The sequence below is a fragment of the Bradyrhizobium sp. 18BD genome (assembly GCF_054185225.1).
This window is the reverse complement of sequence record NZ_JAVAYL010000013.1, coordinates 196,504-209,818: the sequence shown is the minus strand read 5'-3', so window position 1 is coordinate 209,818 and position 13,315 is coordinate 196,504. Positions and strand designations below refer to the sequence as shown.

Genomic DNA, 13,315 nt, shown 5'->3' with positions numbered 1-13,315 from the left:
TCAGGCCGCCTTGGAAGGAACCGCGAGCGCGCGGCCGAACATCATGTCGGCGCGGATCGCCGCCACCTTGTCGCGATTGCGGATCAGCTCGAGATACCAGAGCGCATCGACGGTATCGCCGATCAGCACGGCGCCGGCGAGCCGGCCGTCGGCGATGACGAGCTTCTTGTAGGTGCCGCGCCTGCGGTCCGACAGCACGAGGCTCTCGCTGCCCTCCCCGCCCATGAAGTCGCCGGCGGAGAACACGCTGACGCCCGAGACCTTCAGATTGGTCGAGACTACGCTGCCCTGATAGGCGGCGGGACGGCCGGCGAGATGCCGCGCCAGCACGCGCGCCTGCTCGTAGGCGGGCTCGACCAGGCCATAGCAGGTGCCGCGATGCTCGGCGCATTCGCCGAGCGCGTAGATGTCGGGTGATGCCGTCTGCATCTCGTCGTTGACGACGATGCCGCGGTTGACAGCAATGCCGGCTTCCTTGGCCAGCGCAATGTTCGGCCTGATACCGGCCGCGAAGATCACCGCGTCGGCCTCGATGCGGCTGCCGTCGGCAAGCTCGACGGCCTCGACATGTCCATCGCCGTGAATGCGGGCCGTGGAGGCATTGAGGACGATGCGGATGCCCTTGCGCTCGACCAGCATCTTGAGCAGATCGGCCGCGGGCCCATCGAGCTGGCGCTCCATCAGCCGGTCCATCAGGTGCAGCAGCGTCACCGGCGCGCCGGCCTTGGCGAGGCCATAGGCGGCCTCAAGTCCGAGCAGGCCGCCGCCGACCACGACGACGCGCTTCTTGGCGGCCGCAAGCGTCAGCAGCAGATCGACGTCCCGCGTGTCGCGAAAGGTGTGCACGCCGGCGAGATCAGCGCCGGGCACGTTGAGCCGCAGCGGCGTCGACCCCGTCGCGAGCACGAGCTTGGAATATTCCATGCTCTCTTCGCCGGCGATCTTGAGCTCGCGGCGGCCGGTGTCGATCTCGGTGACGCGATAGCCGTAGCGCACGGTGACGCCGCGATGGCGCCACCAATCCGCAGGTCTCAGCTCGATCTCGTGCGAGCCGGTCTCGCCGGCCAGCACGGATGAGAGCAGGACGCGATTGTAAGCGAGCCGCGGCTCCTCGCCGATCACAGCGACCGCGTAGCGGCCGAGCGAGGTCTTGGCGAGCTCGTCGACCAGACGCGCGGCTGCCATACCGTTACCGACGATAACCAGCGGTTCGCTCACAAGGCATCTCCTATTCGGCGGCGTGCGCTTGCGCGCCATAGGCCTCGGAAATCATGTAGCCGGACAGCACGCCGTAAGCGTCGGTCCAGGCGGCGGCAAGCTCGGGCGTCCAGGCCTCGCCGAGCCCCTTCTCCAGGGTCCACAGCAGGGTCGCGCCGACCACAGGGTAGTGCTCGGCCTTGGCGCCATAGGCGACGTGGCGCTTGGCGAGCGCGGAGGCCGCGGGAAGAATCGTCTCGAGGTTCGACAAGCCGCTGACGACGGCAGCAAGCATGCCCATCAGCTTCTTGCGCTGTTCGGTCATGTCTTCAGGGAACATCGCGCGCACGGACGGCGCCACCTCGAACAAGCGGTCGTAGAACAGCCCTGAGGCTGCTTCTGAAATCGGTGCGACCTTGGAAAAGCTCTGCTGCACGAGGGCGATCTGCTGAGGCGTCATGGTGGTCTCCTGTCTGTTTCGGTCTGCCTTTGTCCGCGCCGTTGCGGAAAAAGTTCATGGGTCAAACGTCATCAGAGCGGCTTCTCCCCGCGTACGGAGAGAAGGGTGTTTCATGCCAAGTGTTACACGCGCGCCTCGGCAAGGCTTGGCGCGCCTTCGCTTTGCGGACCGCGACGCAGGTAGAACCACCAGGTCAGGCCGAGGCAGGAGGCGTAGAAGGCGAGATAGATCGCGAGCGCGAGCGACGGGCCGCCGGTCATGGCGATCGACTTGCCGAAGCCGCTCGGGATCAGATAGCCACCGACGGCCCCGACCGCGCCGATGAAGCCGACCGCCGCACCGCTCTCGATGCTCGCCGTCTTCAGGGCAGCCGCACGTGCCGCATCGCCCTTGCCGCACACCTTGAACAGGTTCTGCTCGCGGAAGATCGAGGGGATCATGCGGTAGGTCGAGCCGTTGCCGATGCCCGTCGTCACGAACAGGACCAGGAACATCGACAGGAAGCCGATGAAGTCCTTGTGCCCGACGAAGTAGAGCACGCCGACCGTCGCCGCCGCCATCGCGATGAAATTCCAGAAAGTTAGGATGGAGCCGCCGATCTTGTCGGCGAGCAGGCCGCCGAGCGGTCGCGACAGCGAACCGACCAGAGGCCCGAGGAACGCGATCGAGATCGTCACCGACGGAAACTGCGTCTTGATCAGCAGCGGAAACGCCGCGGAATAGCCGATGAAGGATCCGAACGTGCCGATATAGAGATACGCCATGATCCAGGTGTGCTTGCGCTTGACCACGGCGAGCTGGTTCTTGATCGACGATTTCGCCGTGGTGAGGTTGTTCATGAAGAACACCGCACCGAACACCGCGATCGCGATCGGCAGCACCCACATCAGGCCGGCGTTCTGAAGGAAGATGCCGTCGACGGGCGTGGCCTGGAACAGATTGAAGACCGCGAGCGTCATCAGGATCGGGGTCAGCAGCTGCACACTGGAGACGCCGATATTGCCGCCGGCCGCATTGAGACCGAGCGCCCAGCCCTTCATCCGGTCGGGGAAGAAGAAGGAGATGTTGGTCATGCTGGAGGCGAAATTGCCGCCGCCAAGGCCGGCGGTCGAGGCCACCAGCAGCATCAGCCAGAACGGCGTATCGGGCTGGCTCACGAAATAGGCGAGCGACAGCGTCGGGATGAACAGGATCGCCGCGCTGAGAATGGTCCAGTTGCGGCCGCCGAAGGTCGTGACCGCGAAGGTGTAGGGGAAGCGCATCAATGCGCCGATCAGCCCCGGCACCGCGACGAGCTGGAACAGCTGGTCGGTGGTGTAATGGAAGCCTGCCTGCGGCAGCTTGGTGGTGACGATGCTCCAGATCAGCCACACCGAGAAGCCGATATGCTCGGCAACGATCGACCAGATCAGGTTACGCCGGGCGATGGCTTTACCGCCCGCATTCCAGAACGCCTTATCTTCGGGGCGCCAGTCAGAAATCCAAGTCTTATTTAGAGCCGGACTCTTCGTCATTGCTTATCCCTTCCAGGCTCACCGCTGCGTCGTTGCAGGCTCTGCCTCCGGCCACGGAGGCGCGCTCCGAGGCCAAGCCCCGGTGGCGAGTTCACGATGCTGATTGATGATGTTGAGGGACGTCGTCGTTGGCGTCGGACAAGGTAATTCAACTTCCGTGCCAACTCGCCGCGATCGGGAAATACAGGGAATTCAGCAGCTTATTCGAATTGCCCGAAATTTTTGCAGGGCTGTTTCGCACGCAAATTTTGCGATTCGCTCAATCCCTGTGCGGCGCACAAGGATTGAGCTTCGTGATCCCAAATTAGGCGCAACGTTGCCACGCGTTAACGACGCGTTTACGCAGCCTCGACGAAGCGGTGACGCTCATAGAGGAATTCGAGCACGCGCTGCCGGCACTTCAAGTAGGTGGTGTTGGTGGCAAGCTCGAGCCGCTTGCGCGGCCGCGCGAGCGGCACCTCCAGCACCTCACCGATCCGCGCGCTCGGCCCGTTCGTCATCATCACGATGCGGTCGGACAGCAGCACCGCTTCGTCGACGTCGTGGGTAATCATCAGGATCGTGTTGCCGAGCTTCTGATGCAGCGCCATCACCGAATCCTGCAAGTGAGCGCGGGTCAGCGCGTCGAGCGCGCCGAACGGCTCATCCAGCAGCAGCACTTTCGGCTCCATCGCCAGCGCCCGCGCGATACCGACGCGCTGCTTCATGCCGCCGGAGATTTCGGACGGGCGCTTGTCCCTGGCATGGGCCATCTGCACCAGGTTGAGATTGTGCATCACCCAAGCGTCGCGCTCGGCCTTCGTCTTGGACTTGGCAAAGACCTTGTCGACGCCGAGCTTGACGTTCTCATACACGGTGAGCCACGGCAGCAGGCTGTGGTTCTGGAACACCACAGCGCGGTCGGGACCTGGCGAGTTGACCTCGCGGTTCTCCAGCAGCACGCCGCCGGTCGAGGCGGTGGTCAATCCCGCGATGATGTTGAGCAGGGTCGACTTGCCGCAGCCGGAATGGCCGATGATCGAGACGTATTGTCCCTTCTCGATGGTCAAGTTGATGTCCTTCAACACCTCCGTGGTGGCGGCGCCGCGGGTGAAGATCTTGTCGATGTGGTCGAGCTTCAGATAGGCGGTCATGTGTCCCTTCCCCGTTAGCTTGTGGCGGTGCCGCGGGTGACGATCTTGCCGAGGCCCGCGATCAGGCGATCGAGCACGAAGCCGACGATGCCGACATAAAACAGCGCCAGGATGATCTCGCTGATATGCGAGGAGTTCCAGGCGTCCCAGATGAAGAAGCCGATGCCGACACCGCCGATCAGCATTTCGGCCGCGACGATCGCGAGCCAGGACAGGCCGATGCCGATGCGAAGGCCGGTGAAGATGTAGGGCGCTGCCGCCGGGATCATGATCTTGCCGAAGAATTCGAGCGGATTGAGCTGCACCACCGCGGCGACGTTGCGATAGTCCTGCGGGATGTTGCGGATGCCGACCGCGGTGTTGATGATGATCGGCCAGATCGAGGTGATGAAGATGACGAAGATCGCCGAGGGCTGGCCGTCGCGGAAAGCAGCGAGCGAGAGCGGCAGCCAGGCCAGCGGCGGAATGGTGCGCAGCACCTGGAACAGCGGATCGAGCCCGCGCATCGCCCAGACCGACTGCCCGACCAGCACGCCGAGCGCGATGCCGGCGATCGCGGACAGCGAATAGCCGAGCGCGACGCGCTGGAGACTGGCCGAGAGATGCCAGAACAGGCCCTTGTCGATACCGCCATGGTCGAAGAACGGATCGAGGATCAGCTCCTTGGTGTCCTTGAACACTTTCGACGGCGGCGGCAGCGCCGAGCCGGCGCGGCGGCAGACCAGCTCCCACACCAGCGTCAGCAGCGCGATCACGACCAGCGGCGGGATCACGCGCACCGCGGTCTCCCGTGCCATGCGTGCGTAGGCCTCGCTGCGCGGCGGCCGCTTCGGCGTCATCGCGACAACAGGCGCGGCGACGGCCGCGGGCGCCGCAGTCTCAACCTCAATCTTCGTGGCAGGCATGTTCATCGCAATATCTCTCCGGCTTCCCAAGGACGATGCGGCCGCCTCGCGGCGGCCGCAGGGCTCGATCAGACTTCGACGCGCTTGATCGCGAGCGACTTCAGATAGGCAGCCGGATTTTCAGGATCGAACACCTTGCCGTCGAAGAAGGTCTCCTTGCCGCGCGAGGTCGAGGCCGGGATCTCGGCAGCGGAAACACCGAGCGTCTTGGCCGCATCGCGCCACATGTCCTCGCGGTTGACCTTGGCGATCAGCGCCTTGGTGTCGAAATTCGCCTCGTACTTGCCCCAGCGGATGTCCTCGGTGAGGAACCAGAGGTCGTGGCTCTGGAACGGATAGGAGGCGAAGTCGCGCCAGTACTTCATGATGTGCGGCGAGTTCTCGACCACCTTGCCGGGGATGCCGTAGTCGAACTTGCCCGCGGTGCGGTCGAGCACGTCCTCGACCGGACAGTTCATCCACTGCCGCTTGCCCATGATGGCGGCGAGCTCGGCCTTATTCTCGGCCTTGTCGGACCATTGCTGGGCTTCCATCACCGCCATCAGGAGCGCCTTCGCCGCCTTCGGATATTTGTCCACGAACGCAGCGCGCATGCCGAAGGATTTTTCCGGATGTTTGTTCCAGAGCTCACCGGTGTTGACCGCGGTGTAGCCGATGTTCTGGTGGATCAGTTGCAGGTTCCAGGGCTCACCGACGCAGAAGCAATCCATGGTGCCGACCTTCATGTTGGCCACCATCTGCGGCGGCGGCACAACGATGGTCTCGATGTCCTTGTCGGGATCGATGCCGCCGGCAGCGAGCCAGTAGCGGATCCAGAGATCATGCGTACCGCCGGGGAAGGTCATCGCCGCCTTCACCGACTTGCCGGAGGCCTTCTTTTTTTCCAGAGCCGCCTTGAACGGAGATGCGTCGACGCCGAGCTTCAGGTCGGCATATTCGTTGGCAACGGAGATGCACTGGCTGTCGAGATTGAGCCGCGCCAGGATGTACATCGGCGTGGGCTGGTTGTTCTGCGTCACCTTGCCGGCCGAGATCAGATACGGCATCGGGGTGAGGATGTGCGCGCCGTCGATGCCGTTGCCCTCGGAGCCGAGCACGAGATTGTCACGCGTCGTGCCCCAGGAGGCCTGCTTCTGCACGTCGACATCGGGCATGCCGTATTTGGCGAACAGGCCCTTGTCCTTGGCGACGAAGAGCGGGCCGGCATCGCTCAGCGCGATGAAACCGAGCTTGGCGCCCTTGACCTCGGGGCCTGCATCCTGCGCGAAAGCGCCTGCGGGGAAATTGAGCTTGGCGGCGGCGAGAAGAGCGGCGGTAGAACCAGTGGCCTTCAACAATTGACGGCGGCTGAGGACATTATCCGAGGGCCGGCGAATGCGCTTGGTCATGGGTGGTGTCGTCCTTTGTGCGTCGTTGCGAATGATTGCGTCAGTGCGCACGAGCAGCCCGTCCGTCCGTGACGCCCAAAAAAGGCGCATGCGGACGCGCGACGGGGGGACCCCCGTCTGGTGGCGTCAGCAAATTCGGATGAGAAGTCTCGCGGGACGGCTTCAATGGCGTCGGCTTGGAACTATTCAAGCTTCATGCCAAGCCTGCCATCGCCGAAAATGACTTGAAATCAATTAGTTATACGCTCCGCGCCAGTCCGTCGCAGACGTGCGGAGCACGCGAAATTTGCGACCTGCCCATTCCGTGTGCGGCGCACAAATCTTATGCAGCCGCCTAACCAACAAGCCGCAGGGACCGCAAAGGGCGGGACGAGACAGCCTTCATCCGATTGATATCATTCGCCTTTCCCGACGCACATCGACGGCACGCAACTTGCTTCTCTGTTGGCGTCAACGAAGACTGCGGCTCGCCGCATTGTTGCGGCCTCTGGCGGCCGCATCCCGGAAGCTCAACTGCTTCGCGGCCCTTCCCGGCTCAGTCCTCGTGACGCGATTCCCAAGGCTTCCAGACATTCCATAGCCCTCGTGCGCGGCCGGCCAGCCCGCACGGCCAATGACGTTCAGCCGCGCTCTCTCGGGCGCGTCGATCCCACTTACGAAGCAAAAGGAACCATTGATGTCGTATCTCGCGCCTTCGGAATTCGTCACCAAGATGGTGGATGCAGGCGAGTCCAAGATCTTCATGTCCACCCGGGATACCATCATCCGGGCCTACATGGCCGGCGCCATCCTCGCCCTCGCCGCCTGGTTTGCCGTCACCATCAACGTGAACACCGGCCAGCCGCTGGTCGGCGCGCTGCTGTTTCCGGTCGGCTTCGTCATGCTCTATCTCCTGGGCTTCGACCTCCTGACCGGCGTGTTCGTGCTCTCACCGCTCGCCTTGATCGATAAGCGCCCGGGCGTCACCTTCAGCGGCGTGCTGCGCAACTGGGGCCTCGTCTTCGTCGGCAATTTCGCCGGCGCCTTCACCGTCGCCTTCATGATGGCCTTCGTCACGACCTTCGGCTTCACGCAGGACCCCGACAAGATCGGCACCGCCATCGGCAATATCGGCGAGGGCCGAACGCTGGGCTATGCTGCGCACGGCGCGGCCGGCATGGCGACGCTGTTCATGCGCGGCATGCTCTGCAACTGGATGGTCTCGACCGGCGTCGTCGGCGCCATGATCTCGACCTCGGTCCCCGGCAAGGTCATTGCGATGTGGATGCCGATCCTGGTGTTCTTCTACATGGTGTTCGAGCACTCGGTGGTGAACATGTTCCTGTTCCCGTCGGGCCTCATGCTGCACGGGAAATTCTCGATCATGGACTATCTGATCTGGAACGAGATCCCGACCGTGCTCGGCAACCTCGTCGGCGGCCTCGCCTTCACCGGCATGACCCTCTACGCCACGCATGTCATGACCCAGCCGAAGCGCCAGGCCGGCAAGGCCACGCCGCCCCGCGTCGCGGCCTGATCGAAGACTCTCGACAGGGGAGCCTCGCCCGACCAGGGTGAGGCTCTCTTTGCCCTGGTGACGACGATGACCCGCGGTCTCCTGATTTCGATCGGCCAGCACTCCGACAGGGGCTGCAAGCCCGTCAACCAGGATTTTCACGGCGTCCTGATTCCGGAAGAGCCGCTGCTCAGCCTCAAGGGCATCGCGGCCGTGCTCGCCGACGGCATCTCCAGCAGCACGGTGAGCCAGATCGCCAGCGAGTCGGCGGTCAAGAGCTTCCTGATGGACTATTACTGCACGTCGGAATCCTGGACGGTGAAGACCTCCGCCCGGCGTGTGCTGGAGGCGACCAATTCCTGGCTGCACGCGCAGACGTGCAAGAGCCAATATGCCTATGACCGCGACAAGGGCTATGTCTGCACGCTCAGCGCCATGGTCATCAAGGCGACCACCGCGCACATCTTCCATGTCGGCGACTGCCGCATCTACCGTGTCGCCGGCAAGGCGCTCGAACAACTGACCGACGATCACCGGATCATCGTGTCGTCGGAGCAGACCTATCTCGGCCGGGCGCTCGGCATCAATCCGCAGCTCGAGATCGACTACCAGACCGTCGAGATCCAGGCCGGCGACACCTTCCTGCTGGCGACCGACGGCGCCTATGAATTCGTCGATCCGCGGTTCGTCACGAGTGCCATCGATGAGCATGCAAGCGAGCTCGACAACGCTGCAAAAGCCATCGTCGAGGAAGCCTATCGGCGCGGCAGCGACGACAACATCACGGTGCAGATCCTGCGGATCGATGCGGTGCCGGAGCAGGAATCCGGCGTGTTCGATCAGGCCTCCGCGCTGCCGCTGCCGCCGCTGCTTGAGCCTCGGGCGATGTTCGATGGCTACCGGATCATCCGGGAGATCCACGGCAGCAGCCGCAGTCACATCTATCTCGCCGTCGATGCGGACACCGAGGAAGCGGTCGCGCTCAAGATTCCGTCGATCGACCTGCGCGACAATCAGGCCTATCTGAAGCGCTTCCTGATGGAGGAGTGGATCGCGCGGCGGATCGACAGTCCGTACGTGCTCAAGCCGCGAACGCGATCGACCCGGCGCAACTATCTCTATGTCGCGACCGAGTTCGTCGAGGGCCAGACGCTGCGGCAGTGGATGCTGGACAATCCGCGCCCGGATCTGGAGACGGTCCGCAGGATCGTCGAGCAGATCGCCACCGGACTGCGCGCCTTCCACCGCATGGAGATGCTGCACCAGGACCTCAGGCCCGACAATGTCCTGCTCGACAAGACCGGCACCGCGAAGATCATCGACTTCGGCTCGGTCAGGGTCGCGGGCGTCGCTGAGGCTGCGCCTGGAGCGGCCGACGCGGAGATCCTCGGCACGGTCCAGTACACCGCGCCGGAGTATTTCCTCGGCGAAGGCGGATCGCCCCGCTCCGACATGTTTTCACTGGCGGCGATCTGTTACCACATGCTCACCGGACATCTTCCCTACGGCGCCCAGCTTGCCAAAATTCGGGGCAAATCGGACGCGTGGAAATTGCAATACCGTCCCGCGATCGACGCCGAGCGCGGCATCCCCGGCTGGATCGACGGCGCGCTGAGGAAGGCACTGCATCCCGATCCCTACAAGCGCCACGAAGATCTTTCCGAGTTCGTCTTCGAGCTCAGAAATCCCAATCCGGCCTATCTTGCCACGCGGACCACGCCCCTGCTGGAGCGCAACCCGCTGCTGTTCTGGAAGCTGACCACGGCGATGCTGGCCTGCGTCGTGATCGTGCTGCTTGCAGTGCTTCGGCTGCGATAGCCAAAGCAGCGCGCGCTCACGCCGGCTCCGCCGCCTTCGTCCCCAGCGGTTTCGGCGCCATGCCGCCGCCGGGCTTGAGGTGGAATTCGTAAGTCATCAGGTGCCACTGCCCGCTCGCCTTGGTGCCATCGGGCATCGCCGCATCGTTGCGCGGCTCGACCTTGGCGACGAGTTCGTCCTTGACCCCGAACACGACGTCGGAATCGAGATATTTGTCGCCGTCCATGAAGACGTGGGTGATCAGCGGCTCATAGCCCTTCGCATTGACCAGGAAGTGAACATGCGCCGGGCGCATCGGATGCCGGTTGGTCTGCACGATCATCTCGCCGACGGGGCCATCGGTCGGGATCGGGTAGCTGCACGGCAATATCGTGCGGAAGAAGAAGCGGCCGTCGCTGTCGGTGATGAAGCGCGCCCGCGCCGAGGCGCCCACCTCGTCATAATTGGCCTTCTGTGAATCATAGAAGCCGTCATCATCGGCATGCCAGACGTCGACGGGGACATTCGCGAGCGGCTTGCCCTTCAGGTCGGTGACGCGACTCTGCACGAACATCCGCTCGCCCGTGAGATTGTTCGGGGAGATGTCGGTGCCGTGCGCGGTCACCTTGTGCTCGCCGACATAGAACGGCCCGAGCACCGTGGTCTCGGTGGCGCCGTCGCGGTCCCGGTGGTTGACCGCGTCGACCAGCATGGAAACGCCGAGCACGTCGGACAGCAGGATGAACTCCTGGCGGGTGTCGGTGCATTTCTGGCCGGTGCGGGTCAGGAAGTCGATCGCATACTCCCATTCCTCGAAGGTGAGACCGGTCTTGCTCACGTAATCGTGCAGCGACTTCACCAATTCCTGGAGCAGGAATTTCGCCCGCGGGTTGGGCGTCTGATCGAAGCTGCTGACGACGGCTTCGGTGAGTTCGGTCTCGTTGAACTGGGTCATGGTGCGTTTGCCCTGCGTTTTCTCGTTGGCCCCGCCGGGATCCCTTGGGTCTCCCTTGGGTCGCCCTGGAGGCGTTCCAGACTGGAGACTACACCAACGGGCGGCCTCGCGTTAAGCGCGACCGGCTTGGAATGAGGCCGCCATTTGGCTATCACCTTTTCGAGAAACTGCCCGGAGGAACTGATGCTCGCCCCTGCCCCCGCCTCGCCCGAATCCGTCGGCATGTCCAAGGCCGCGCTCGACCGCGTCGATGCGCACCTGAAGAACCGGTACATCGATGCCGGCCGCTTCCCGGGCACGCATCTGCTGGTCTTTCGCCGCGGCAAGATCGCCCACAGTTCGGTGCAGGGCTTTGCCGACGTCGAGCGCAAGGCGCCGGTCAAGGACGACACCATCTACCGCATCTATTCCATGACCAAGCCGCTCACCAGCGTCGCCTTCATGATGCTGGTCGAGGAAGGCCTCGTCGCGATCGACGAGCCGGTCGCCAAATACATTCCGGAGTGGAAGGATCTCGGCGTGTTCATCGCCGGCACCGCCCCGGCCTTCCTGACCCGGCCGCCGTCCCGGCCGATGCTGATCGTCGACCTCTTGCGTCACACCGCCGGCCTCACCTACGGCTTCCAGCAGCGCTCCAATGTCGACGCCGCCTATCGCAGCGAAAAGATCGGCGAGGTCGAGAAATCAGGCACGCTCCAGAGCATGATCGAAGGCCTGGCAAAGATCCCGCTTGAGTTCTCGCCGGGCGAGGCCTGGAACTATTCGGTCGCAACCGACGTGGTCGGCTATCTCGTCGGCAAGATCTCGGGAATGCCGTTCGAACAGTTCCTCAAGCAGCGCATTCTCGATCCGCTCGGCATGACCGACACCGATTTTCACGTGCCGGCCTCGAAAGCGCATCGTTTCGCAGCCTGCTATTCGGCCGATCCCGGTGGCGGCATGACCTTCCATGCCGGCCAGCGCCGCAAGGGGCTGACGCTCCAGGACGATCCGGCCACGAGCTCGTTCCTCACCCCGCCCGCCTTCATCTCCGGCGGCGGCGGACTGTGCTCGACCGTGGCCGACTATCTCACCTTCTGCCGCGCCCTGCTCAACGGCGGCGAGCTCGGCGGCGTCAGGCTGATCGGTCCGAAGACGCTGGCCTTGATGACGAGCAACCACATTCCGGGCGGCCGCGCGCTGCCTGAAGTGTCACGCTCGCTGTTCTCGGAGGCGGCCTATAACGGCATCGGCTTCGGCCTCGGCTTCGCCGTGACCACGCGCCCGGCCGAGACGCTGATCGCCGGCAGCCCCGGCGAATATAATTGGGGCGGCGCGGCCACCACCTCGTTCTGGATCGATCCGGCCGAGGAGCTGATCACCATCTTCATGACGCAGGTTCTGCCGTCGAGCGCCTATCCGCTCCGCCGCGAGCTGCGCAGCATGGTCTATGCGGCGATCACCGAGAGCAATCTCTGAGCTTCCTAACATTTGTTGCAATGGGCTCCACGTCATCGTGGGGCCCATTGTCGTTGCGGCCTAGTGGAGATGACCGATCAGGTAGATGCCGCCGCCGATCACCAGCACGGCCGGCACGGCCCACAGAATCAGAACTGGCATTGCCGTCCTCCTCAGTTCGACGTGCAGACCTTGACGGTCTTCATGCCGCTTTCAGCCTCGGCGCGCGATTTGTAGATCGTGCCTGACGGGCTGACGACGGTCATGGATGTATCCGTCGGCCTCTTGTCCACGATCGTGCACTTCTTGGTCTTGACGTCCTGGACGACGTAGAACTCGTCGGCCGCGAACGCCGGCATGGAAAACGCAGCAACCATCAGCGCTGCGGTTGCGATCCTCAGCTTCATACTCTCCTCCTCCAATTGCCGGGCGTTCCGCGCCCGGTCGATTCACGAACGGGAAAATCTAGCAATTTGTTCCTAAGCAGCAGGAACGCTGTCCGAGATGAGAGGTTGACGCCGCGCTTATCGTTCCGAGGAGGACAACATGAAAAAGCTGTTTCTGCTTTCCGCCGCGACACTGATGATCTCGACCGGCGCGTTCGCGCAATCTACCGTGACCACCACCACCGGAACCGGTCATGCCGCCGCGGTACAGATCGAGCCGCAGTACCGCACCCGGATCAAATCCTACGTCACCGAGCATCATCTGCGCCCGGTCACGACCAAGGAGAAGATCGTCGTCGGCGCGACGGTTCCGACCGATGTCGAGCTCGAAGCCGTGCCGGCCGACTGGGGCCCGTCGCTGACGCAGTATCGCTATATCTATTCCGGCGAGCGCGTGATGCTGGTGGATCCCGGCACGCGGACTGTCGTTCAGGAAATCGATTGATCAGGACCTGACGGACGGGCGGCCGCTGTGACGGCGGCCGCCCTTGCCGGAACTGCCCGCATGACATCGCATCGAGAGGCCCGGATCGCCGGGTTGAGCCTGGCGGCCGTCTACGCCATGTGCCTCCTGCTGACCGCAATCAG

The 13,315-nt window shown here is 63.6% G+C and carries 12 protein-coding genes; 4 read left to right on the top strand and 8 right to left on the bottom strand.

Features of this window, described 5'->3' with window-relative positions:
* From RAD16_RS23925 to RAD16_RS23900, 6 genes are all read right to left on the bottom strand, one after another.
* On the bottom strand, nucleotides 1-1,218 hold the full coding sequence (locus RAD16_RS23925; protein WP_458160300.1) for an NAD(P)/FAD-dependent oxidoreductase: 1,218 nt from the start codon (nucleotides 1,216-1,218) through the stop codon (nucleotides 1-3).
* Between the two features lie 10 nt (nucleotides 1,219-1,228).
* Nucleotides 1,229-1,657: a globin family protein gene (locus RAD16_RS23920; RefSeq protein WP_458160299.1), complete on the bottom strand. Its 429-nt coding sequence runs from the start codon at nucleotides 1,655-1,657 to the stop codon at nucleotides 1,229-1,231.
* Nucleotides 1,658-1,779: 122 nt separating this feature from the next.
* Complete coding sequence (locus RAD16_RS23915; protein WP_458160298.1) at nucleotides 1,780-3,171, bottom strand: MFS transporter; 1,392 nt, start codon at nucleotides 3,169-3,171, stop codon at nucleotides 1,780-1,782.
* A gap of 338 nt (nucleotides 3,172-3,509) precedes the next feature.
* Nucleotides 3,510-4,304: an ABC transporter ATP-binding protein gene (locus RAD16_RS23910; protein WP_458160297.1), complete on the bottom strand. Its 795-nt coding sequence runs from the start codon at nucleotides 4,302-4,304 to the stop codon at nucleotides 3,510-3,512.
* Between the two features lie 14 nt (nucleotides 4,305-4,318).
* The gene (gene ntrB / locus RAD16_RS23905) at nucleotides 4,319-5,215 is read right to left on the bottom strand and encodes a nitrate ABC transporter permease (RefSeq protein WP_458160296.1); all 897 of its coding nucleotides are present in this window, start codon (nucleotides 5,213-5,215) and stop codon (nucleotides 4,319-4,321) included.
* A 62-nt stretch (nucleotides 5,216-5,277) separates the two neighbouring features.
* Complete coding sequence (locus RAD16_RS23900; protein WP_458160295.1) at nucleotides 5,278-6,597, bottom strand: ABC transporter substrate-binding protein; 1,320 nt, start codon at nucleotides 6,595-6,597, stop codon at nucleotides 5,278-5,280.
* 676 nt (nucleotides 6,598-7,273) lie between these two features.
* Between RAD16_RS23900 and RAD16_RS23895 the strand changes: the two genes are divergently transcribed.
* Both RAD16_RS23895 and RAD16_RS23890 read left to right on the top strand, forming a co-directional pair.
* A complete protein-coding gene (locus tag RAD16_RS23895) occupies nucleotides 7,274-8,113 on the top strand; it encodes a formate/nitrite transporter family protein (protein WP_458160294.1) in 840 nt (279 codons plus the stop codon).
* Between the two features lie 66 nt (nucleotides 8,114-8,179).
* A complete protein-coding gene (locus RAD16_RS23890) occupies nucleotides 8,180-9,910 on the top strand; it encodes a protein kinase domain-containing protein (protein ID WP_458160293.1) in 1,731 nt (576 codons plus the stop codon).
* A 16-nt stretch (nucleotides 9,911-9,926) separates the two neighbouring features.
* On the opposite strand, the gene RAD16_RS23885 is transcribed toward RAD16_RS23890, so the two are convergent.
* Entirely contained in the window at nucleotides 9,927-10,844 is a 918-nt protein-coding gene (locus RAD16_RS23885; RefSeq protein WP_458160292.1) for an intradiol ring-cleavage dioxygenase, read from the bottom strand.
* Between the two features lie 183 nt (nucleotides 10,845-11,027).
* On the opposite strand from RAD16_RS23885, the gene RAD16_RS23880 reads away from it, so the two are divergent.
* A complete protein-coding gene (locus tag RAD16_RS23880; RefSeq protein WP_458160291.1) occupies nucleotides 11,028-12,302 on the top strand; it encodes a serine hydrolase domain-containing protein in 1,275 nt (424 codons plus the stop codon).
* A gap of 152 nt (nucleotides 12,303-12,454) precedes the next feature.
* Here RAD16_RS23880 and RAD16_RS23875 read toward each other — a convergent pair whose 3' ends face one another.
* A complete protein-coding gene (locus RAD16_RS23875) occupies nucleotides 12,455-12,688 on the bottom strand; it encodes a hypothetical protein (protein ID WP_458160290.1) in 234 nt (77 codons plus the stop codon).
* 139 nt (nucleotides 12,689-12,827) lie between these two features.
* Here RAD16_RS23875 and RAD16_RS23870 point away from each other — a divergent pair, with 139 nt between their 5' ends.
* Nucleotides 12,828-13,172: a DUF1236 domain-containing protein gene (locus RAD16_RS23870; protein WP_458160289.1), complete on the top strand. Its 345-nt coding sequence runs from the start codon at nucleotides 12,828-12,830 to the stop codon at nucleotides 13,170-13,172.
* Nucleotides 13,173-13,315 lie beyond the last annotated feature (143 nt).

Bases quoted from the DNA above. Each gene is read 5' to 3' on its own strand.
- RAD16_RS23920 (WP_458160299.1), bottom strand. From the start codon at position 1,657: ATGACGCCTCAGCAGATCGCCCTCGTGCAGCAGAGCTTTTCCAAGGTC.
- RAD16_RS23915 (WP_458160298.1), bottom strand. From the start codon at position 3,171: ATGACGAAGAGTCCGGCTCTAAATAAGACTTGGATTTCTGACTGGCGC.
- RAD16_RS23910 (WP_458160297.1), bottom strand. From the start codon at position 4,304: ATGACCGCCTATCTGAAGCTCGACCACATCGACAAGATCTTCACCCGC.
- ntrB (WP_458160296.1), bottom strand. From the start codon at position 5,215: ATGAACATGCCTGCCACGAAGATTGAGGTTGAGACTGCGGCGCCCGCG.
- RAD16_RS23900 (WP_458160295.1), bottom strand. From the start codon at position 6,597: ATGACCAAGCGCATTCGCCGGCCCTCGGATAATGTCCTCAGCCGCCGT.
- RAD16_RS23895 (WP_458160294.1), top strand. From the start codon at position 7,274: ATGTCGTATCTCGCGCCTTCGGAATTCGTCACCAAGATGGTGGATGCA.
- RAD16_RS23890 (WP_458160293.1), top strand. From the start codon at position 8,180: ATGACCCGCGGTCTCCTGATTTCGATCGGCCAGCACTCCGACAGGGGC.
- RAD16_RS23885 (WP_458160292.1), bottom strand. From the start codon at position 10,844: ATGACCCAGTTCAACGAGACCGAACTCACCGAAGCCGTCGTCAGCAGC.
- RAD16_RS23880 (WP_458160291.1), top strand. From the start codon at position 11,028: ATGCTCGCCCCTGCCCCCGCCTCGCCCGAATCCGTCGGCATGTCCAAG.
- RAD16_RS23875 (WP_458160290.1), bottom strand. From the start codon at position 12,688: ATGAAGCTGAGGATCGCAACCGCAGCGCTGATGGTTGCTGCGTTTTCC.
- RAD16_RS23870 (WP_458160289.1), top strand. From the start codon at position 12,828: ATGAAAAAGCTGTTTCTGCTTTCCGCCGCGACACTGATGATCTCGACC.